At 62.3% G+C, this 21,140-nt stretch carries 22 protein-coding genes; 7 read left to right on the top strand and 15 right to left on the bottom strand.

All coding sequences use genetic code 11. The features are described 5' to 3' along the window. Nucleotide 1: 1 nt before the first annotated feature. The 5 genes from modB to mepA all read right to left on the bottom strand — a co-directional run bounded on the left by modB (nt 2) and on the right by mepA (nt 3,455). A complete protein-coding gene (gene modB, locus AB8A38_RS16455; RefSeq protein ID WP_439086682.1) occupies nt 2–697 on the bottom strand; it encodes a molybdate ABC transporter permease subunit in 696 nt (231 codons plus the stop codon). A gap of 3 nt (nt 698–700) precedes the next feature. Next, nucleotides 701–1,486 carry a molybdate ABC transporter substrate-binding protein gene (modA, locus tag AB8A38_RS16450; RefSeq protein WP_439086681.1) on the bottom strand — a complete coding sequence of 262 codons (786 nt, stop codon included), beginning with the start codon at nt 1,484–1,486 and terminating at the stop codon, nt 701–703. A 171-nt stretch (nt 1,487–1,657) separates the two neighbouring features. Next, nucleotides 1,658–2,155 (bottom strand): hypothetical protein, encoded by a 498-nt coding sequence (locus tag AB8A38_RS16445; RefSeq protein WP_439086680.1) that lies wholly within the window; start codon nt 2,153–2,155, stop codon nt 1,658–1,660. Nucleotides 2,156–2,157: 2 nt separating this feature from the next. Next, a complete protein-coding gene (locus AB8A38_RS16440; protein ID WP_089262895.1) occupies nt 2,158–2,367 on the bottom strand; it encodes a TOBE domain-containing protein in 210 nt (69 codons plus the stop codon). 152 nt (nt 2,368–2,519) lie between these two features. Then, a complete protein-coding gene (mepA, locus tag AB8A38_RS16435) occupies nt 2,520–3,455 on the bottom strand; it encodes a penicillin-insensitive murein endopeptidase (RefSeq protein WP_315840394.1) in 936 nt (311 codons plus the stop codon). Between the two features lie 378 nt (nt 3,456–3,833). Here mepA and AB8A38_RS16430 point away from each other — a divergent pair, with 378 nt between their 5' ends. Continuing rightward, the gene (locus tag AB8A38_RS16430; protein WP_439086679.1) at nt 3,834–6,068 is read left to right on the top strand and encodes a putative bifunctional diguanylate cyclase/phosphodiesterase; all 2,235 of its coding nucleotides are present in this window, start codon (nt 3,834–3,836) and stop codon (nt 6,066–6,068) included. 473 nt (nt 6,069–6,541) lie between these two features. Here the strand turns inward: AB8A38_RS16430 and AB8A38_RS16425 are convergent, their stop codons facing one another. Together AB8A38_RS16425 and AB8A38_RS16420 are read right to left on the bottom strand one after the other, a co-directional pair. After that, nucleotides 6,542–7,090: a siderophore-interacting protein gene (locus AB8A38_RS16425; RefSeq protein WP_439086677.1), complete on the bottom strand. Its 549-nt coding sequence runs from the start codon at nt 7,088–7,090 to the stop codon at nt 6,542–6,544. A gap of 173 nt (nt 7,091–7,263) precedes the next feature. Then, nucleotides 7,264–7,959: an O-methyltransferase gene (locus tag AB8A38_RS16420; RefSeq protein ID WP_439086676.1), complete on the bottom strand. Its 696-nt coding sequence runs from the start codon at nt 7,957–7,959 to the stop codon at nt 7,264–7,266. A gap of 138 nt (nt 7,960–8,097) precedes the next feature. On the opposite strand from AB8A38_RS16420, the gene AB8A38_RS16415 reads away from it, so the two are divergent. Next, nucleotides 8,098–8,922 carry an AraC family transcriptional regulator gene (locus AB8A38_RS16415; RefSeq protein ID WP_439086675.1) on the top strand — a complete coding sequence of 275 codons (825 nt, stop codon included), beginning with the start codon at nt 8,098–8,100 and terminating at the stop codon, nt 8,920–8,922. 74 nt (nt 8,923–8,996) lie between these two features. Here the strand turns inward: AB8A38_RS16415 and AB8A38_RS16410 are convergent, their stop codons facing one another. From AB8A38_RS16410 to AB8A38_RS16400, 3 genes are all read right to left on the bottom strand, one after another. Continuing rightward, nucleotides 8,997–9,974, bottom strand: coding sequence for a Bug family tripartite tricarboxylate transporter substrate binding protein (locus AB8A38_RS16410; protein ID WP_439086674.1), 978 nt, complete (start codon nt 9,972–9,974; stop codon nt 8,997–8,999). A 170-nt stretch (nt 9,975–10,144) separates the two neighbouring features. Beyond that, nucleotides 10,145–11,350 carry an FAD-dependent oxidoreductase gene (locus AB8A38_RS16405; RefSeq protein ID WP_439086673.1) on the bottom strand — a complete coding sequence of 402 codons (1,206 nt, stop codon included), beginning with the start codon at nt 11,348–11,350 and terminating at the stop codon, nt 10,145–10,147. A gap of 87 nt (nt 11,351–11,437) precedes the next feature. Continuing rightward, the gene (locus AB8A38_RS16400; protein ID WP_115031494.1) at nt 11,438–11,824 is read right to left on the bottom strand and encodes a cupin; all 387 of its coding nucleotides are present in this window, start codon (nt 11,822–11,824) and stop codon (nt 11,438–11,440) included. Between the two features lie 204 nt (nt 11,825–12,028). Between AB8A38_RS16400 and AB8A38_RS16395 the strand changes: the two genes are divergently transcribed. After that, nucleotides 12,029–13,009, top strand: coding sequence for a LysR substrate-binding domain-containing protein (locus tag AB8A38_RS16395; protein ID WP_439086671.1), 981 nt, complete (start codon nt 12,029–12,031; stop codon nt 13,007–13,009). 69 nt (nt 13,010–13,078) lie between these two features. On the opposite strand, the gene AB8A38_RS16390 is transcribed toward AB8A38_RS16395, so the two are convergent. After that, a complete protein-coding gene (locus tag AB8A38_RS16390; RefSeq protein ID WP_439086670.1) occupies nt 13,079–13,618 on the bottom strand; it encodes a DUF6428 family protein in 540 nt (179 codons plus the stop codon). 42 nt (nt 13,619–13,660) lie between these two features. Here AB8A38_RS16390 and AB8A38_RS16385 point away from each other — a divergent pair, with 42 nt between their 5' ends. From AB8A38_RS16385 to AB8A38_RS16370, 4 genes are read left to right on the top strand one after another with little or no spacing between them, the layout of a single operon-like run. After that, nucleotides 13,661–14,014 (top strand): ArsR/SmtB family transcription factor, encoded by a 354-nt coding sequence (locus AB8A38_RS16385; protein ID WP_439086669.1) that lies wholly within the window; start codon nt 13,661–13,663, stop codon nt 14,012–14,014. After that, nucleotides 14,007–14,459 carry an arsenate reductase (glutaredoxin) gene (gene arsC, locus AB8A38_RS16380; protein ID WP_439086668.1) on the top strand — a complete coding sequence of 151 codons (453 nt, stop codon included), beginning with the start codon at nt 14,007–14,009 and terminating at the stop codon, nt 14,457–14,459. Before AB8A38_RS16385 ends, arsC begins: the two co-directional genes overlap by 8 nt. Before the next feature lie 31 nt (nt 14,460–14,490). Continuing rightward, a complete protein-coding gene (gene arsB, locus AB8A38_RS16375) occupies nt 14,491–15,522 on the top strand; it encodes an ACR3 family arsenite efflux transporter (RefSeq protein ID WP_439088542.1) in 1,032 nt (343 codons plus the stop codon). Between the two features lies 1 nt (nt 15,523). After that, a complete protein-coding gene (locus tag AB8A38_RS16370; protein WP_439086667.1) occupies nt 15,524–16,699 on the top strand; it encodes an MFS transporter in 1,176 nt (391 codons plus the stop codon). An 88-nt stretch (nt 16,700–16,787) separates the two neighbouring features. Here AB8A38_RS16370 and AB8A38_RS16365 read toward each other — a convergent pair whose 3' ends face one another. From AB8A38_RS16365 to lepA, 4 genes are all read right to left on the bottom strand, one after another. After that, nucleotides 16,788–18,008 carry an ABC transporter substrate-binding protein gene (locus AB8A38_RS16365; protein ID WP_439086665.1) on the bottom strand — a complete coding sequence of 407 codons (1,221 nt, stop codon included), beginning with the start codon at nt 18,006–18,008 and terminating at the stop codon, nt 16,788–16,790. Nucleotides 18,009–18,154: 146 nt separating this feature from the next. Beyond that, nucleotides 18,155–18,676: a hypothetical protein gene (locus AB8A38_RS16360; protein WP_439086664.1), complete on the bottom strand. Its 522-nt coding sequence runs from the start codon at nt 18,674–18,676 to the stop codon at nt 18,155–18,157. Between the two features lie 81 nt (nt 18,677–18,757). Then, on the bottom strand, nt 18,758–19,219 hold the full coding sequence (locus AB8A38_RS16355; protein ID WP_439086663.1) for a DUF1801 domain-containing protein: 462 nt from the start codon (nt 19,217–19,219) through the stop codon (nt 18,758–18,760). Nucleotides 19,220–19,257: 38 nt separating this feature from the next. After that, a complete protein-coding gene (lepA, locus tag AB8A38_RS16350; protein ID WP_439086661.1) occupies nt 19,258–21,063 on the bottom strand; it encodes a translation elongation factor 4 in 1,806 nt (601 codons plus the stop codon). Nucleotides 21,064–21,140 lie beyond the last annotated feature (77 nt).

Genomic DNA, 21,140 nt, shown 5'->3' with positions numbered 1-21,140 from the left:
ATCAGTTTCCGTGCAGTCGTTGCGTCGCGCGGCGCGCGAACCATTCCGAAGCGATAAGCGCCAGTACGGCGATGCCGATGGAGATCATCACCAGACGTGAGGCTGCCGCGTCACCGTCGGGCGTCTGTATCAACGAGTAGATCGCGGAGGAAATCGTCTGGGTCTCGCCGGGAATGTTTGAGACGAAAGTAATGGTGGCGCCGAATTCGCCGATGGCCTTGGCGAAGCCGAGGACCATGCCGGCCAGGACGCCGGGCAGTGCCAGCGGCAGGGTTACGGTCGCAAACACCTTCCAGGGCGATGCGCCGAGCGTGCTCGACGCCTGTTCGAGCCGCCGGTCAACCGCTTCAATCGAGAGCCGGATCGGCCGCACAAGCAGAGGAAACGACATCACGCCGCATGCGAGCGCGGCACCCGTCCAGCGAAAGGCGAAGACGATGCCGAGATGTTCGGCGAGCCATGCGCCGAGAAGGCCACGTTTGCCGAGCAGCAGCAGCAGCAGATAGCCGGTGACGACGGGCGGCAGCACCAGCGGCAGATAGATTATGGCGTCGATGATCGGCTTGCCCCAGAAGTCACGACGCGCGAGTAGCCAGGCGACGCCGATTCCAATCGGCGTCGAGATCAATGTCGCGATCACGGCGACCCTGACTGAAAGCAGGATCGCCGTCCATTCTTCGGGGGAGACGTCGGACACGTGTCAGGACGTCGGCTTGACCAGGAACGTGAAGCCGTACTTCTCAAGAACCGTCTTTGCGGCCGATGACCTCAGGAAGGCCAGGTAGTCGGCAGCTTCGGTCTTCGCGGTGGTGGTCGCAGCGACCGGATAGATGATCGCCGGATGGGAGTCCGACGGGAAGGTGCCGATGATCTTCACGCCCGGATCGATCTTGGCATCGGTCGCATAGACGATGCCAAGCGGAGCTTCACCGCGTGAGACCAGCGTCAGCGCAGCGCGTACGCTCTCGGCCATGGCGAATTTGGACTCGGTCGCGCTCCAGCTGCCAAGCTTCTCCAGCGCCGCCTTGGCATATTTGCCGACGGGCACGGACTTCACATCGCCGGTAGCGATCTTGCCGTCGCCGGCGAGCTTGGCGAGATCGAAGCCTTGACCGATGGTCACGTTGTCGAGCTTGGCGTCCTTTGCGGCGATCAGCACGATGCTGTTGCCGAGCAGGTCGGTGCGCGTGGCGACGTTGATGTTCTTCTTGCCGATGGCGTAGTCCATCCAGTCGGTGTCGGCGGACACGAAGACATCGGCCGGTGCGCCCTGTTCGATCTGCTTGGCGAGCGCCGAGCTAGCCGCATAGCTGGCGGTGATCTTCACGCCGGTCTTGGCGGTGTAGGCGGCATCGAGCTCGTCGAGGGCGTTCTTCATCGACGCTGCGGCGAACACGGTCAGGGCTTTGTCCTGCGCATGGGAAGGCGTGAAGGTCGATCCGAGCAGAATCGAGAACGCAGCGAAAAGTCCGGCAAATCGATTCATGTGGCGCTCCATGCGTGAGCGCAGCACAAAGTGCGCGCAACTCAGGCGTTGGTTGGGTGGGACATGCGACAGTCGGAAGCGCCGTTCCGGCAATCCCGGGGACTTACGGTCCGCAGGGATATCGCTGGGGAATAATATCAGGCTGGCCAAGGGGGTAAAGGCCCCCGATCGTCACTCCGAGGGTAGCACGGCCATGCTGATGCTGTTCTCGGTCACGCCGCTGACCTGGATCACGAACGAACCTGCCGCGAGATCGTACTTGATGGTCTTCCGGATGCCGGCGCAGTCGGTTGCGCCGCTGAATTCCATCGGCTTCAGGATCTCGCCATCCTGGACCACGTCGACCCACGCCGCCGACGACAGGCTGACGGTGTATGTGCCGGCCTTCGGCGCCTTCTGAAAGCGCGCAAAGCCTGCAAATGTGCCGTCTTTCGGCTCTCGCTCCGGTGACGACGGCAGCTTCGCCTCGGCGGGTGTCTTCAGATCGAGTGTCGCTGCAGCGGGAATTGCGAGTTCGGCACCTGAGACAATCTTGGGGCGATCCTGTGCCGTCAGTGCAGCGCGCTCCTTGTCGATCGGCCACTTGAATTTGTCACAGCCGCTTGGCTCGGCAGCCCATGCGGGCGCCGAACCCAGCAGGGTGAGCGCGACAATCAGACGCGCACGCATGATCAATCCACCGCGATCATGACGTCGGAGGCTTTCACCACGACGATGCATTTGCCGCCGGCCTTGAGCGCCAGATCGTCAACGGCTTCGTTGGTGATCGACGAGGTCACGACCTGGCCGCCGCCAATGTCGACGCGGACATGGGATGTGGTCGCGCCCTTGGTGACTTCGAGGACAGTACCTTTGATCTGGTTGCGTGCACTGATGCGCATGTTGGATCTCGCAGGATTGTGCCGGGCAGCTACAGCCACGGCTGATACGACAGGGAGTTCGGGAGGGGCGCCCATTGTTGATCGTCGGCTTACGGCACAACGATGGCGTGTTCTAACCCGGTTTCACGACAATGCGATAGCCAGTCGGCCGATCACGGTGCCGTCAGAACCTGTCGGCACGCGGCCGGCATTTCTGCCAGCGTCATGGGCGGCTTCGGCTTGGGCGGAACCGGCGGCGGTTTGGGGTGCAGCACGGCATCGCTGAACCAGTAAGCGAGGTCACCGGCGCTGCAGCCTTCGCTTTCGTTTGGCGGTGGCTGGGCTTCGCATTCGGTACTGCCCACCGGGCATTTGATGCGGACATGGAAATGATAATCGTGGCCGTACATCGGCCGCACCTTCGACAGCCAGCTGCGGTCGCCCTTGGCTTCACGGCACAGCGCCTTCTTGATGGCGGCGTTGACGAAGATGCGCTCCACGCTGGGCTCCATCGCCGCGGCGCGGATCACCGGCAGATGGGTCGGTGTCCAGGTGGTCGGATCGATGTCGAGCCGGTCGTGCCGCACCATCATCACCGCCGACATCTCCTCGCGCTCGTTACGTGAGAGTTGGCGGTTCGGCATCGGCGTCAGCCAGATATCGGCATCAAGCCCGACCTGATGACTGGCATGACCTGTGATCATCGGCCCGCCGCGGGGCTGAGACATGTCGCCGACGAGGATGCCTGGCCAGCCAGCATTCTTGTTGGCCTTAGCCGACAGCCGCTCCAGCAGCTCGACCAGTTGGGGATGCGCCCAGTTGCGATTGCGCGACAGCCGCATCACCTGCCAGGTCGGTCCGTTGATCGGCAGGGCTTCGGCGCCTGCGATGCAGCCCTTGGCGTAGAAGCCGACCACGCGCACCGGCGATTTCGTTGGCAGTACCTTGCGGCCAAACAATTCCTTGGCGCCGATGGTCGGGTCGTTCGGATTGGTTAGCGGCGGCAGCGGTTTTGGATCGACGCTGCCTATGGTTTGCGCCAACGCCAGCGACGTTGAAGCAATGACGGCCGGCAGGGATATGAGGCTGAGAATCAGACGAAGGCTCATCTTGCGACTATAGCTGAAGCTGTCGATGACGTGAGTGACCTGCGGGACGCGTGATTTTAACGCGCGGATAACCATGTCTGACGCTGGCGCTTTTTTTTGCGTCTGGGTTTGCCAGTCCTACTGTTGCCACCAGTTCAGTCGTTTTATCAGCGTTTCGAGCCGCTTGCGGCTCTCACTTGGCGGGGATGATCGCGCGTGACCCGCTGCTGTCCAGACATGAGTAACCATAGGTCCACGGCTTTTGCCTGTTGTGAAGGCACGGGATGTGTACAGGCGCGCAATTCTGACGGTAATCGGTTGCTATGAACGGGCATTGATACCGTTTTTTCAGACACTTCTTGCACAGATTGTCACACGCGCGTTGCGAGTGGATCATTGATGCCGAAGTTCCGGCCCGAAGCGAAAAAGAAAGCGAAAGCCGGACTGGCGTCTCGGATCACCCGGCCGAGCCGGGCGATGGCGGCTGAGCCGAAATTGGCGCCCAAAAAGGGTCTTGTCAGCGGTCCCATCCGCGAGATCGTGCGCCAGCGTGCCCAGGCCGAGGCGGCGATCGCGGAAGCCCGCAAATCTCATGAGCGTCTGCGCGAGGCGATCGACATCCTGCCGCAAGGCATCGTGTTTCTCGATTCCGATGGGCGCTACATCCTCTGGAACAAGAAGTACGCGGAAATCTACAACCGCAGCTCGGATCAGTTCGTGCCCGGCGCGCGTTTGCAGGACACGATCCGCGTCGGTGTCGAGCGCGGCGACTATCCTGAAGCCATCGGTCGCGAGGACGAATGGATCGCGGAACGCGTCGCCAAACTGTTCCATCCAGGTGAACGTCACGAACAGGTTCTGGCCGACGGCCGCGTCGTTCTGATCGAAGAGCGGCTCACCGAAGACGGCGGTGTCGTTGGTCTGCGCGTCGACATCACCGAGCTGAAACAGCGCGAGGCGTCGTTCCGCCTGCTGTTCGAGAGCAATCCGGTGCCGATGATCGTGTGCGCACTCGATGACGAACGCATCCTCAGCGTCAACGACGCCGCGATCGAGCATTACGGTTACACGCGTCCGGAGTTCGAGAAGCTCACCATCCGCCAGTTGCAGGCCTTCGAGGCCGCCCCGCCATGGGTCGGCGATCATGCCAATGACGAGCAGGCCGCGCGGACCTGGAAACACGTCAAGGCCGACGGCTCGCTGATTGATCTGGCGATCTATTCGCGGCACCTCGTCTACAACGAGGAGCCAGCCGTGATGCTGGCGCTGATGGATATCACGGAGCGCAAGCGTGCCGAGATGCGGCTGGCTTTCATGTCGCATCATGATGGCCTCACCGGCCTGCCAAATCGCAACCTGCTGCGTCAGCGTCTCGACGAGGTCCTCGCACATACGCGGCGCACCGGCGAGAAGGTCGCGGTGCTGTTTCTCGGCCTCGACAACTTCAAGGGCGTCAACGACACGCTCGGCCATGGTATCGGCGACAAGCTGTTGCGCGGCGTGGCGCGGCGGCTGCGGTCGTCGTTGCGTGAGGAAGATGCGCTGGCGCGGCTGAACTCCGACGAATTCGCCATTATCCAGACCGGCATCAATCGTCCCGAGGATGTGGTGCTGCTGGCGCGGCGGCTGCTCGACGCCGTCGGTGAAACCTATCTGCTCGACGGTCATTCGGTGGTCATCGGCGCCAGCATCGGCATCGCGATGGCGCCGAGCGACGGCGACGAATCCGAGCGGTTGCTCAAGAACGCCGACATGGCGTTGTCGCGCGCCAAGAACGACTCGCGCGGCACCTTCAGCTTCTTCGAGTCCGGCATGGACGCTCGCGCGCAAGCGCGGCGCAAGATCGAAATCGATCTGCGTGCTGCGATTCAGGACGATCAATTGCGGCCATTCTACCAGCCGCTGATCGATCTTAAGACCGGCCGCATCACCGGCTGCGAGGCGCTGGTGCGCTGGCCGCATGCGGAGCGCGGCATGATTTCGCCGGCGGATTTCATCCCGGTCGCAGAAGATACCGGCCTGATCAATGCGCTCGGCACGCAGATACTGCGCCGTGCCTGCAACGAGGCTGCGCGCTGGCCCGATGAAGTGCGCGTCGCAGTCAATCTGTCGCCGCTGCAGTTCCGCGTCGGCAATCTGCTCTCGGTGGTGATGGATGCGCTGAAGCATTCCGGATTGCCGCCACGGCGGCTTGAACTGGAGATCACCGAGACGCTGCTGCTGGAAAAGAGCAATCAGGTACTGGCGACCCTGCACGCGTTGCGCGCGCTCGGCGTTCGCATATCCATGGATGATTTCGGCACCGGCTATTCGTCGCTGAGCTATCTCAGAAGCTTTCCGTTCGACAAGATCAAGATCGACCAGTCCTTCGTGCGCGATCTGGGCTCCAACCGCGATGCGCAGGCGATCGTGCGCTCGATCATCAGCCTCGGCATGGGCCTTGGTGTCACCATCACGGCGGAAGGTGTCGAGACCGAATCCGAACTCGCCTGCCTGCGCAGCGAAGGCTGTCATGAAGGTCAGGGCTTCCTGTTCAGCCGGGCGCGGCCGAATGAAGAGATCATCGAGTTGCTGCGCGCTCAGGCCATGGCTGCGCCGGACGCGGAACTGTCCGTCCGCGCACAGGTCGCATAAGGCACGCACCGATCTCCGCTTCGGCGAGGGTGCGGACAACCCTTCATCCCGTTTTCAATTGCGAGAATGGAGCGCCGGGAGGCGCCAGGGGTTTGCGAGACCCCTTGAGGCTGACCTTGCGAGGGCCGGCCCGCACGTCAGCACCGGCGGGATTGCGAGTCCCGCAGGGAAGACGCGCGCGTTACGACATCGGTGGGGTGCGAAGCCCGCCGAGCGAACGCTGCGCCTCCCGGCGCTCCACCAGCCGCAGCCCGGATGACCGGGCCGCCACTGCAGTCTGATCGATGCTGTGTGTCATGAGCACGCAGCAATCGAGCAGGCTGAGGCGATAGTAATCCAAACTAGGACTAAAGTCAATAAATAATTTGAAGCTCTGCAGGGGAGCGATCCAGGCAACTGGCTCATTCGGCCACTAAACGTCGGCTCTCCGCCCAGAGGCAAATATCGGCGATGTCCGCGTGCGATGGCGACACTCAGTCGAGCCCCACCCTGCCGGGTGCCCAATAGGCCTTGGTCGTGATGCGTGGAGTTGTGACATCCAGCTGTTTGAGGCTCTGTCGCAGCCGTTGCACGGTCGCGACCTTTCCGACGAACACGAACGATGCCCCGGCAGCCACGAGCGATGGAAGGGCTGCCGCCATCTGCTCGACATGCGCATCGTCCGTACGTTTCTCGAACAGAGCGACGCCCGAAAGATCAAGATGCTTCAGCACGTGCTTGCCGGCTTCTGTGTCGTCGAGTTCGAAATGAAGCGCGGCGGATCGGGTGGGATACCGACCGGATAGCGCATAGCCGAGGCCGATCGATGTTTCGTCGCCAAACACAGCGAGCGGTCCGGATGCAGGACGCGGGTCGATCGAACTCCGCGGGCCAAAGACGTCGCATTCGTCGCCGGGCTTGACGTCCCGGGCCCAGGCGCTCCCGGGACCTTCGCCGTGTACGTAACAAAGAATGCGGGTCCGTCCGGTCAACGCGTCCCATTCGATCGGCGTATAGGTCCGTGTGACGAATGGGGCGGCCATCGCGATCTGCACCTTCTGGCCAGGCGCCCAGGACACGCCTTGAAGCGCTGGACCTTCAAGTGTGATCAGGTGAAACCGTTCGGCGATCGGTCTGCATGCGGAGATGGTCGCGCGTCGCATGAGCATACGGCGCAGCACACCATCGAGACGTCCCTTAACGCTCTCCGCCGGCATCAGGCGACCCGCACGGTGAATTCGTTGCCGCGACCTTCGTCGACGGCAAGCGGCTGGGACAGATAGCCGTTGGCGGAATTGCGGATGTAGTCGAGATAATCCTGCGCGAACGCATTCTCCCCGAGGATCGCGGCTCCGGACGCCAAGCGCGGCTCGATCAGCTTGAGCACCGGCAGGTAAAGCGAGAATGCGCCGTCGATCAGCAGGACATCCACCTCGCCGCCGACCTCCTTGAGCGTCTCCAGCGCATCGCCTTCGCGGATCTCCGCCAGATCGGCGAGGCCCGCCGCGTCAAGGTTGGCCCGCGCCCTTGCCACCTTCGTGGGCTCAAGCTCGGAGCCGATCAGCTTTCCGCCGCCGTTGTCGCGAAGTGCAGCCGCGAGGTAGATCGTCGAGATCCCCATCGACGTACCGAACTCGACGATCCGGGTCGCCCGCCGGGCGCGAGCGATGGCGTAGAGGAAGCGGCCATAGGCAGGTGAAATGGCCAGGAAATGATCGGCGTGACCGCGATACGTCGTTCGGTAGTCCGCCCGTTCCTCAGCAATCAGCTTGCCGACCGCATCTTCCACCGTCTCGCCCGATGCCTCGAACCGCGCCATCATCCTGGCCATGAAGTCGCGATCCGTCGCATCGGCGTCGGCATGGAGTTGGTCGAGGGTTTCTGAAACCCGCACGCTGTCCAGTGAAGTCATGAATGCCTCTTTCGGTGGTCGTCGCGGCCGGGTCGGCCTCGACCGGTCCGTGCGGGATAGAGCGCGGCGGCTCTGGCGTCATTACCAAGTCTGGACAAGTTCTTATCCATTCGCGCCAAACGCATGCTAGGTCGAACCATGCCCATTCTCACAGACAGCTCCGTTGCGTCCGACTGGATCGAGCCCGACGACGTTGCGCGCCCGGTGGTCACCTATGGCGTGGCGTCGAACAAGGTCGGCACGATCGAGCTCGACATGCACTGCCATGCCAAGGGTCAGATCATGCTCGTGCAGCGCGGTGCACTGAGCTGCCGGGTCGAAGGCGGATTGTGGATCGTACCTCCGCGCAGCGCGGTCTGGATACCAAGTGGCGCGCTCCACGCCATCAAGGCGACGGGCTCGCTCGAAGGCTACAGCGCGTTCGTCGCGGCCGACATCGACTCGCGCCTGCCGCAACGCTGCTGCTCGGTTTCCGTGACGCCGCTGCTGCGCGAATTGCTGTTCCGTGCCGCCAGCCTGCCGCTGTTCTACGACGAGGACGGTGCGAATTCACGGTTGATGGCGGTGCTGCTCGACGAGCTCGCGGCTGCCACGGTCGAAGACTTGCATCTGCCGATGCCGGCCGACCCGCGGCTGCGCGCCTTGGTTGACCTGATGATGGCCGCTCCGGCGGAGCGCAGCTCGCTCGAGGGCTGGGCGAAGCGAGCGGGCCTGAGCGAGCGGACGCTTGTGCGGCTGATCGGCCGCGAGACCGGAATGAGCTTCGGACGTTGGCGCCAGCAACTTGGCGTCATGTTGGCTGTACAATGGCTGGCCGGCGGCGCTTCGATTCAACAGGTGGCTGCCGACCTCGGCTATGAGAGCGTACCGAGCTTCGTGACGATGTTCCGCAAGACGCTCGGCACCTCACCGGGCAGGTACATGGCGGAGCGATATTCCGGCCGAGGTGCGACAGCGAGATAATCAAGAGAAGGTTCCGCGCCGGCACGCTGATATTTCTCTGCCTCGTCTGTGCCCCTCTGCACGCGGAAGATTCCCTAGTTGGAAATCTTCGCTTTCGAGCGCTTCACGATGTTTTCCATCCGCGCAGAATCCTTGGCGATAGCCGCTCCGAACTGATCGGGCTTGTCCGCGATCACGGTCAAACCAAGGCCTTCCAGGCGAGCCAAAACGGTTGAATCTCGCAACGCCTCCACGATCGATGTGTTGAGCTTCTCGATCACGTCCTTGGGGGTCGCCGATGGAGCGACAAAACCGTACCAGTTGCCTGCGAGGAGATCGGGATAGCCTGCCTGCGGTGACGTCGGCACATTGGGCAACTGCTTGCTTGGTTCAGCGGCGGTCACGACGATGGGCTTCAATGCTCCGCTTTGCACCTGCTGGACCGTATTCGACAGGTTGTCGCACATCATGGATACCTGACCACCGATGACATCCTGAAGTGCCGGAGCCGCGCCCTGATACGGGATGTGGACGGCATCGATGCCTTCGAGCACCTTCAGTGTCTCGCCGCACAGATGGCTCGTGCTGCCGATACCTGCTGACGCAAATGTCAGCTTGCCCGGCTCGGCCTTGGCCAGCGCCACCAGTTCTTTCAGCGAGTTCGCCTTGACCGACGGATTGACGACCAGGATGTTGGGCGTCGAGGCACCATTGGTGATCGGCGCGAAATCCTTCTCGGGATTATAGGCGGGCTTCTCATAGATCCACGGATTGATCGCCATCATGCCGGTCGTCGCGAGCAGAATCGTATAGCCATCCGCCGGCGACGCGGCGACGCGAGCCGCTCCGATCGAGCCGTTGGCGCCGCCGCGGTTCTCGATGATCACGGTGACGCCGAGCGACTTCGACATCAGCGGAGCCACCAGTCGCGGAATCGCGTCCGCCGTGCTTCCAGCCGGATAGGGGACCACGATCGTGATCATTTTTTCAGGAAAGCCGGCCGCTGCCGCGCCGGGCACGCCGAAGGCGACAGGCGCTGCCAGCGCCGCGAAAAGAAACGTCGTCCACTTCATCCGTAAATCCTTGCTTGGCATTCTGAAACTCCTGCATGACATCTTGGGAACCATGGTGTTGGCTCCTCCAGGCTTACTGGCGCTTCCACTGCCGCGGTTCTTATCCAGCCGAGTGACCGGTTGCCGTCGACATCGTCTCAGAGAGAGTTGCTGATCACTCCGGGCGGTGCTCAGCGACATGCCGCACCGGCCCGCTCGAGCGAGTCGAGCATCGCGATCCGGCGCAATAGCGCTCGTCCCTTTTCCGGATCGGCGGCGGCTGCGCGAATGTCGTCGCGGAAACGCGCGCGATCGGCTTCGTCTTTCGCTTCGAGGTTTTTCTTGTTGCGGATGGTGTCGCCCTGAATAGCCTGCATCGTGACCGTGCGGCGCTGCAGATCGTAATCGGCGAGAATGCGCTCATCGGCCGTACCATTGATGACCGGACCCAGCTTCGCGGTCAGGTTCAAGGCATCATGAATGCCGCCATTCATGCCCATGCCGCCGAGGGGATTGTTGATATGAGCGGCGTCACCGGCCAGAAACGTGCGGCCTTTCTGGAAATTCGCGGCGACGCGCTGGTGCACACGATAGAGCGTCGTATGGAGGATGGGGGCGTCCAGCTCTGCGGGAACGATCCGCCGGATCGACTCCGTCACATAGGCTTCGGACAGTGCTTCCTCATCGGATGTTTCCGCGGCCACCGGCATCATTACGCGCCATGCGCCGAGGATACGCAGAAGGAAGTACCAGCGTTCGGGATCGGCGACATAGCTGACCGACGAGACGCCCGGGCGAAGCGTGGTGAAATCCACCGGTGTCGTCATCACGAGGAAGCGCTCGGGCCAGGTGAAGCCCTCGAATTCCATGTCCTGGCTGCGGCGAACAATGCTGTTCGCGCCATCGGCGCCGATCAGCCACGCGCATTCATGCGTCGTGTCGTGGCCGTTGGCCGTGACCACCACCTTGACGGTATCGCTGGTCTGCTCGACCGATTTGACCTCGCTGCCGAACGCGATCGAGAACAATGGATTGCCGGACAGGGCGTCCAGAATGATGCGCGTGAGCTTGAATTGCTCGGCCTGCAGACGGAACGGATGTCGCACCAGATCGGAGATCGCCGCGAAATCGAACGTGCCGAGCACACCGTCCTCGGACGAGCTGTACTGCACCGTCGGTGCCTTCAGTCCCTGTGCAATCAGCGTGCTGGCAAAACCGAGATCGTCGAGCATGTCCAGTGTCGGCGGATGGAATGTCGATGCGCGCGACTCGCTGCTCAGCGCGTCGTTCTTCTCGAGCACCAGAACCGGAATGTTCTGTCGCACCAGATCTGCGGCAGCCACCATGCCGACCGGCCCTGCACCAGCGATGATGACGGGAAGCTTCGCATTACTCATTCTATCAAGACCTCTTGCGGGGATTTCAGGGAGCATCGGCGCTGATCGGCTGCCCCCGAAAGGGGCTGCCGTCATCGTCTCTCGCTCTCAGGCGGGATCGTAGTAGTGCATTTCGAGAAGCAGGCAGCCGCCCTCGGATTTGAACGGACCATGCCAGGCACCCGGCGGTCTGACGGCGTAGGTGTAGCCGGCGAATGGCGTGCCGCCTTGCCCGTTCTCGTCGTTGCCGACGATCAGGTCGCCGGAGACGAGAAAGACTTCTTCCCAGTGGTCGTGAACGATCTGCTGTTTGGTGAAGAGACCCGGAGGGAACTTCAGCAGGCGCGTCCGGCTGCCGCGCTTGTTCGCGGTATCGAGCGATCCGGACAGGATCTTCTCCAGCGCGCCCGAGGCGGGATCGTAGCCCTCGGGCAATTGCCAGCCGCTCTCCATGTCGAGCGTATGGAATTCATCGTGCAATTTGTTGACGGCCACTGATGTGCTCCTTGAAGTTGTTGACCGAAGCGCCTGCACGCGGCACCGCGCTGCAGTCTGCATGTCTTGAGACCGTTGCCGGAGCGCGACCTCGTTAGAGGTGCTGCCCACCACGACTTTTGTCATCTGCGGGGAGATTGTTGCCTTGTGCTTAGGCGTGCAAACAATTTAATCTGCGGACATCTTGCGTTTTTGGAATGAACTATGCGCCGCAGAATACCGAGCCTCGGCGCGCTGATGGCGTTCAGCGCGGCAGCCAAGCACCTCAGCGTCACCCGCGCCGCCAGCGAACTCGCGCTGACCGAAAGCGCGGTGTCGCGCCAGATTGCGCAGCTGGAGACGCAGCTCGGCGTGAAGCTCTTTCATCGCATCAAGAAGCGGATCACGTTAACGCGGGCAGGGGCGGCCTACAGCACCCGCGTGGCGCAGACGATCGAGCGGATCGAGCGCGATGCGCTCGAGATCATGGGTTACGAGGCTGACGGCATGGTTCTGGACGTCGCGGCGCTGCCCACCGTCGGCGCCCAATGGCTCATTCCGCGCCTGCCGGACTTCTATGCGCGCCATCCCGGCGTCGCCGTCAATGTCAGTGCGCGCAACGCGCGCTTCTTCTTCAGCGAGACCGCGCTCGATGGTGCCCTCTACTTCGGCCAGCCGGATTGGCCGGGCACGCAGGCCGACTATCTGTTCGACGAAATTCTTCTGCCGGTCGGATCGCCGACGCTGATCGGCAGGCGCGGCGAATTGCCGCCGAGCGAGGTCGCCGAGCTGCGGCTTCTGCATCTGGTCACACGCGCCGACGCATGGCGTCGGTGGTTCGACGCTGCGGAGCTCGGCGGCACGAATGTGATCCGCGGGCCGCGTTTCGATATCCAGTCCACGCTGATCAGTGCGGCAAGCTCCGGTCTTGGCGTCGCCCTGCTTCCCGAATTCCTGATCTCCGATCAACTCAGGTCGGGCAAGTTGAAGGTGCTGTCGAGCCTGACCCTGAAAAGCGTCGGCTCATACTATTTCGCCTGTCCGGAGGAAAAAGCCGGGAATCCTTTGCTGCTGTCCTTCCGGGCATGGTTGCTGTCGCAAGCCCAGGCGTCAGCGCATTCTGGTTCCTCGCCAGGAGCTTTGCCAAAAGAGACTGGTCGCCTCGCGGATCGACGCAGCACAACGACCGCAGGCGGCAAAGGATGATGATCGCGGGCTCTACCGCGCGCGATCGTTGAGAGCCCGGTCGCAGGCCTCCGGTCTGAACGGCGGCGTCTACGGGCAGCACGTGTTTTTGGACGATACCGGCGCGCAGCATGCGCTGGCTTTGTTCTGCGCCTCCAGCCAGCGGTCGCGCGGCTTGCAACTCGCCGGACGCGGGGTAAGCGCCACAGTGAGATTGTCGCCCTCCAAGCGCGGTGTATCCGCGCAGTGTAGTTGCATCGGCGCGACGCCATCGCTCACTTCGAAGGTCAGTCGCGCGTTAGTATCGAGAGCGACATGGTCGGAGACTTTCCGGATGATGGCCGCGAACTTTCCCGCGGTCATATGGGTTCGGTCGCCTTCGACGATGTCCCACAACTGCACGAAGATCTCCGACCACGCTTCGGGATTGCCGCCGCAATCAAGCGCGGAAAAGGCGCCCGCCTTGACTTCGGTGACGTGGTAGCCCGGCCGAATGCTGTGACCGCCATAGGCGAACACCAAAGGTAATGCCGGTGCGGCATCGCAGGCGGCGAGGAGTGCCCCGATGCTGATGTCGCCGGTGGTGATCTGTGGCGAAGGCGGAATTTCCGGCTTGGCAAGGTCCAGCATCGATGTTACTCCATTATTCGATATTTTTAGGATTATTGAAATATGGAAGAACGTCAAGCCCTGTCGGCTTTCGCAGCGCTGTCCCAGGAGACGCGGCTTCGCATCGTGCGCCTGCTTGTGCAGGCCGGTCCTGGCGGGATGCCGGCCGGCGCTGTCGCGGAGGCTGCAGGCGTGTCGGCCTCGAATGTGTCCTTCCATCTGAAGGAGCTGACCCAGGCCGGCCTTGCCAGCGCGAAGCGGGAGGCCCGCTCGATTGTCTACACCGCCGATTACGACGCGCTGTCGGGCCTCATCCAGTTCCTGATGCGGGATTGCTGCGCGGGTCATCCCGACATCTGTATGCCGGCCACGGCGTCGGCATGCACGTCGGATGGCAAGGAGCTGTCACGTGCCTGATAGCGTCGACGTCATCATCTATCACAACCCGGATTGCGGCACCTCGCGCAACACGCTGGCGATGATTCGTAATGCCGGCATCGAGCCGCACATCATCGAGTATCTGAAAACCCCTCCGTCGCGGGTCCTGCTCGTTCAATTGCTCGCACGTGCCGGCATGTCGGTGCGCGATATCCTGCGCGAGAAGGGAACGCCCTATGCCGAGCTCGGCCTCTCCGACACCAGTCTGACCGACGCGCAGTTGCTCGACGCCATCGAAGCCCATCCGGTTCTGATGAACCGCCCGATCGTGGTGTCCGCGCTGGGTGTGAGGCTCTGCCGGCCGTCCGAAGCAGTTCTCGACATCATGCCCACTCCGCAGCTTGGAGCGTTCTCGAAAGAGGATGGCGACCGGGTCGTGGATGCGAGCGGTCAGCGGATCACAGGACAATGTCATGACCAGTGAGGTCATCGGCAGGCCGGTTTCCGTTCCGGTCATGGGTTTGTTCGAACGCTATCTCACGATCTGGGTGGGCCTGTGCATCGTCGTCGGCATTCTGCTGGGCCGATGGATGCCGGCCGTTTTCCATGCGCTCGGCGCGGCGGAGATTGCACAGGTCAATCTGCCGGTGGCTGTTCTCGTCTGGCTGATGATCATTCCCATGCTGCTCAAGGTGGACCTCGGAGCGCTCGGTCACGTTGGCGCACACTGGCGCGGCATCGCTGCGACCGTCGGGATCAACTGGCTGGTGAAGCCGTTCTCGATGGCGCTGCTCGCCTGGCTGTTCATCGGCCATCTGTTCAGGCCGTATCTGCCTGCGGACCAGATCGATAGCTATAAGGCTGGTCTGATTTTGCTTGCTGCGGCGCCTTGTACGGCGATGGTGTTTGTCTGGTCGAATCTGGTCGATGGCGAGCCGAACTTCACGCTTGGACAGGTCGCGCTCAACGACACCATCATGGTGGTTGCCTTCGCGCCGATCGTCGGCCTTCTGCTCGGACTATCATCCATCATCGTGCCCTGGGGCACGTTGCTGTTGTCCGTCCTGCTCTACATCATCGTGCCTGTGGCAATCGCGCAATTCTGGCGGCGCGCACTGCTGGTGAGGGGAGGCGAGGTGGCGCTTTCGCAGGCGCTGTCGCTACTCGGTCCAGTATCGCTGGTCGCGCTCCTGCTAACTTTGGTGCTGTTGTTCGGCCTGCAGGGCGAGCAGATCACCCGGCAACCCATGGTCATTGCGCTGCTCGCCGTCCCGATCCTGATCCAGGTCTATTTCAATGCCGGTCTCGCCTACTGGCTCAACCGCCGCCTTGGTGTCGCCTGGTGCGTGGCCGGCCCTTCCGCCCTGATCGGCGCATCGAACTTCTTCGAGCTCGCGGTGGCGGCGGCGATCGCACTGTTCGGCTTTCAATCGGGCGCGGCACTGGCAACGGTCGTCGGCGTTCTGATCGAGGTGCCGGTGATGCTCTCCGTGGTTCACATCGTGAAGGCGACACGGGACTGGTACGAGCGGGGAGCTGTGAACTGAGGTGGCAGTCGTTCGTTGGCAAGTCGTATCCGCGCTCGGTACGACGCAAACACTGGCATGGGCTTCCAGCTACTATGTTCCGGCCGTGTTCGCGGATTCCATTTGCGACGACCTGCATCTGTCCAGGACGTGGTTCTTCGCCATGTTCTCCGTGGCGCTGCTGGTGTCGGGTTTGCTCGGCCCGCTCGCCGGCCGCATGATCGACCGCAGTGGTGGCCGGGACGTGCTTGTCGCCACCAATCTGATGTTTGCGGCGGGGCTGGCCTTGCTTGCGGTTGCAACGGGACCGATCGCGCTGGCCCTGGCCTGGCTGGTCATCGGCGCCGGCATGGGTTTCGGCCTGTATGAAGCTGCGTTTGCGACGGTTGCGGGATTGTGGGGGCGACAGGCCCGCAGTGCGATCACGGGCATCACCCTGTTCGCCGGTTTTGCGAGTACCATCGGCTGGCCGCTCAGTGCTGCGATGATCGATGCCTTCGGCTGGCGCGGCGCCTGCTTCGCATGGGCCGCGTTGCACATCGTCATCGGTCTGCCGCTCAACCGCTTTCTCGTTCCGAAGGCGCCGCCGCATGCGCATCTGGATGAGCCTGCCGTCCCGACATCAGGCATTCCATGGGCGATGATCGTTCTGGCGGGCGTCTTCGGTGCGACCTGGTTTGTCACCACCGCCTTTGCCGCGCATATGCCGCGCCTGCTGGAAGCGCTCGGGGCCACGCCGGCCCAGGCCGTGCTCGCCGGGGCTTTGATGGGGCCTGCGCAAGTCGCGGCCCGGATCGGAGAATTCGGTCTGCTACGACATGCGTCGGCGATGATATCCGCGCGCCTGGCCGCGGGCCTGCATCCCGTCGGCGCCGGATTGCTGATCCTGTTCGGAGCGCCCGTGGCGCTTCCATTCGCCCTTCTGCACGGTGCCGGAAATGGCCTGTTCACGATCGCGCGCGGAACGCTTCCGTTGGCCATGTTCGGCGCCGTCGGATACGGCATGCGAACCGGCTGGCTGGCCGCGCCGGCGCGCATCCTGCAGGGTGCAGCGCCGCTGCTGTTCGGCCTTGTGCTGGATCACGGTGGCCCGCGCGTCGCGCTGGCGCTCACAGGCGGGCTGACGTCGCTCGCGTTTCTGGCACTGTTTTGGCTAAGGACCCCGGCCGCGAAACCGGCAACGAGTGCCATTGTCTAAATGCGATGAAAACTAGCGTGCCACCCGGCCAGACGTGCAATTGCGCGCCAGGCCGAGCGACGGCCTTTGTTGCTGATGCGAAAGACCCTCAGTCCTTCTTCACGTACTGGCAGCCGCCGTCCTTCATCGGACGGAACACCTGATCGCCGGGGACTTCCGCGAGCACCTTGTAGTAATCCCACGGCGCCTTGGATTCTTCCGGCTTCTTGACCTCGAGCAGGAACATGCTGTGCACCATGCGGCCGTCCTCGCGCAGGACGCCGTTATCGGTGAAGGCGTCGCGCACCGGCATCTCGCGCATCTTCGCCAGCACCGGCTTGGTGGCACGGGTACCTGCGGCCTGCACGGATTTGAGATAATGCAGCGTGGCGCTGTAGGTCGCCGCCTGGTTCATGGTCGGCATCCGCTTCATCTTGTCGAAGAACTTCTTGCCGAAGGCGCGGGTGCGATCGTTGAGATCCCAGTAGTAGGCCTCGGTGATGATCAAGCCCTGCGCCATCTTCAGGCCGAGCGAGTGGATGTCGGAGATGAACATCACTATGCCCGCGAGCTTCTGGCCTCCGGCGACGATGCCGAACTCCGACGCCTGCTTGATGGTATTGATGGTGTCGCCACCGCCATTGGCCATGCCGATGATCTTGGCCTTGGACGATTGCGCCTGCAGCAGGAAGGACGAGAAGTCCGCGGTGTTGAGCGGGTGCTTGGCGCTGCCGACTACCTTGCCGCCGGCCTTGCGGATCACGTCGCCGGTGTCGCGCTCGATGGAATGGCCGAAGAGATAATCGGCGGTGATGAAGAACCACGAGTCGCCGCCCTGTTTGACGATGGCGCTGCCGACGGTCTGCGCATTACCATAGGTGTCGTAGGTCCAGTGCGCGGTATAGGGCGAGCAGGACTTTCCGGTGATGTCCGACGACGCGGCGTCCGTGACGATCATGATCTTCTCGAACTGCTTCGACATTTCCATGCCGGCCAGCGCGGTGGCCGATGTCGGCATGTCGATGATCATGTCGACATTCTCTGCCTCGTACCATTTGCGCGAGATGGTGGCGGCGACGTCGGCCTTGTTGAGCGCATCGGCGGTGACCAGTTCGATCGGCTTGTCGAACATCTTGCCGCCGAATTCCTCGATGGCGATCTTGGCTGCCTCGACATTGCCCTGGCCGCCGATATCGGCATAGACCGAGGCGAAGTCGGCGAGCACGCCGATCTTGAGCGGAAGCGTGTTGGCCTGCTGGGCCAGTGCGGAAGCGCCGAAAAGCAGCGAAACAGCAAACGTCGTAGCCGCAACCGTGCGGTGCGCGATCATTCAATCCTCCCCAAATTTTATACGCGCCGTTTTCGGCGTCGTGGCGGCAGCATGAGGCGCGAGGGGTGGAGAGGCAAGGGCGGCGTGAGGGATGTTTGGTCGCAGAAATCTGCTGCGTTGCGCCGGACGGAAAATTGGACCGGCGGCTAGCTCCGGCCGCGTCTTGCTTTGACGAAGGAGTTCAGCCGGCTGAACGTCGTTGGTTCAAAAATGCAGATCGCCAGCAGGATCAGCCAGGCCACACAGAACAGGGGCAGCGGATGGCTTGTCGCGGGCCACAAATCCCAAATCACATAGGCTTGCGCAATTCCCGGAAGGAACATGGTCAGGAGCAAAGCGGTGAGCAGTGGGAGGTGGCTGAAAGTATAGAAGAAGGTGCAGGCATAGATCAGCATAGTGAGCAACAAGAGCCAGGTCAGGCTGGTTAGCCAGATCACGTCCCCGAGATAATGCGCCACGGCGTAGGGCCCGATGAAGACGACGATCGTGGCGATTACGCCCTCCGGATTGTAGTGGAATACGGCCAGTGCGGCTGCGGCAATAGACAGTGCATCGACGAACCATCCGCGCGCCGTGTCATAGCGGCGGGCGAGATTGTCGGGACAGATCTCTGGAATGCAATTTCCACTCATCGGGAATGGGTCGTCGCAACTGGCGGATCCGTTCATTTCTAGCTGCAAGCGGAAGCGCCGAAAAGCCGCGAAACGGCAAGCGTCGTGGCAGAATCCGCTCAATGCTTCTCGCGGTGCCTATGAGCGCGGCTTGCGTTTGCTTCGGTGATAGGTGAGCGCCAGTCCGACGCAATGGCGCAGAGCGACTTCGGGAGGGGCGTCGTCGAGGCTGAGGATGATGCTTCGGTTCCCGCCGTAATCCAGGCCTTCGGGATACAGCGAGCGAAACGTTTCAACCAGATTGGTATTGCAGTTGAAGTAGAGCGCGTACCGGCTGGTGTCCTTGATCCGGTCGATCCGTATGGTGCTGCCGCTTCCGGTTGCCACCGTGAGATAACTCGGCTGGTTCCACTTCAGCGTCTCTTCGAGTGGGCCTACGCCATCGATTTCCGCGGCGGTCTCGAAGATCAACTGGCGAAGCGCCAAGAGCCGGGCCTTCATCGCCGGTGGATGCTGGTCGAATGCTGCTTTGACAGCTGGATCTGAAAAGCCTTGGGGAGGTCGCTTCGCCGTTCTGTTCGCATCCCGTATCGCGGTCATTGCGGTACCTCTGGTCAGAACGGCGGTCGGTTGTGTCCTCAGCTATCCACCTTCAGCGCGGCAATGAACGCTTCCTGCGGGATGTCGACCTTGCCGAACTGCCGCATCTTCTTCTTGCCTTCCTTCTGCTTCTCCAGAAGTTTGCGTTTGCGGCTGATGTCGCCGCCATAGCACTTCGCGGTGACGTCCTTGCGCAGCGCGCGGACGGTTTCGCGGGCAATCACCTTGCCGCCGATCGCTGCCTGGATCGGAATGACGAACATGTGCGGCGGAATCAGCTCTTTCATCTTCTCGACCATGGCGCGGCCGCGGCCTTCGGCGCGGGTGCGATGGACCAGCATCGACAGCGCGTCGACGGGCTCGGCATTGACCAGGATCTGCATCTTGACGAGATCGGCGGCCTTGTAGTCGGTCAGATGATAGTCGAACGAGGCGTAGCCCTTCGAGATCGATTTCAGGCGATCGTAGAAATCGAACACCACTTCGTTGAGCGGTAGCTCGTATTTCACCATTGCTCGGGCGCCGACGTAAGTCAGTTCTTTCTGATTGCCGCGGCGTTCCTGGCAGAGCTTCAGCACGCTGCCGAGATATTCGTCGGGCGTCAGGATCGTGGCTTCGATCCACGGCTCCTGGATCTCGGCGATCTTCACCACATCCGGCATGTCGATCGGATTATGGATCTCGATCTCCTCGCCATCGGTGAGATGCATCTTGTAGATCACGCTCGGCGCGGTCGCGATCAGGTTGAGATCGAACTCGCGGCTCAGGCGCTCCTGGATGATTTCCAGATGCAGCAGGCCGAGGAAGCCGCAGCGGAAGCCGAAGCCCAATGCAGCCGAGGTTTCCATTTCGAACGAGAACGACGCGTCGTTCAACCGCAGTTTACCCATGGCGGCGCGCAGCGTCTCGAAGTCGTCGGCATCGACCGGGAACAACCCGCAGAACACCACAGGGATCGCGGGCTTGAAGCCCGGCAACATGTCGGTGACCGGCTTGCGATCGTCGGTGATGGTGTCTCCGACGCGGGTGTCCGCGACTTCCTTGATGGCGGCCGTAATGAAGCCGATCTCGCCGGGACCGAGTTCGTCCACATTGACCATCTTCGGCGTGAAGTAGCCGACGCGCTCGACATCATAGGCGGCGTTGGTGCCCATCATGCGGACGCGCTGGCCCTTCTTCATGACGCCGTCGACGACGCGGATGAGGACGACGACGCCGAGATAGACGTCGTACCAGCTATCGACCAGCAGCGCCTTCAGCGTGGCCTCGCGGTCGCCCTGCGGTGGAGGCAGCCGGTGCACGATGGCTTCCAGAACGTCAGGCACGCCCAGACCCGTTTTTGCCGAGATCATCAACGCGTCAGAGGCGTCGATGCCGATGACGTCCTCGATTTGCTTCTTCACCTGCTCGGGTTCTGCCGCGGGCAGATCGACCTTGTTCAGGATCGGCACAATTTCGAGATTGGCGTCGAGTGCGTGATAGACGTTGGCGAGCGTCTGCGCTTCCACGCCTTGCGAGGCGTCGACCACCAGCAGCGCGCCTTCGCAGGCGGCCAGCGACCGCGAGACCTCGTAGGCGAAGTCGACGTGGCCGGGCGTGTCCATCAGGTTGAAGATGTAATCCTTGCCGTCCTTGGCCTTGTAATGCAGGCGAACGGTCTGCGCCTTGATGGTGATGCCGCGTTCGCGCTCGATATCCATTGAATCGAGCACCTGCTCCTTCATTTCGCGCGCCTGCAACCCGCCGGTGATCTGGATCAGGCGGTCGGCCAGCGTCGATTTGCCATGGTCGATATGGGCGACGATGGAGAAGTTGCGGACGTTCGAAATCGGGGAGGTTGTCATGCGCGCGGGATAGCATTCAGGCCCCGATGCGGCAACCTTAATGCGGGTTTCGGCCTGATTCCCGGCCCTGTTTCCGT

Source organism: Tardiphaga sp. 839_C3_N1_4 (assembly GCF_051811045.1).
GTDB lineage: Bacteria > Pseudomonadota > Alphaproteobacteria > Rhizobiales > Xanthobacteraceae > Tardiphaga.
This window is presented reverse-complemented; position numbering and strand designations above follow the sequence as displayed.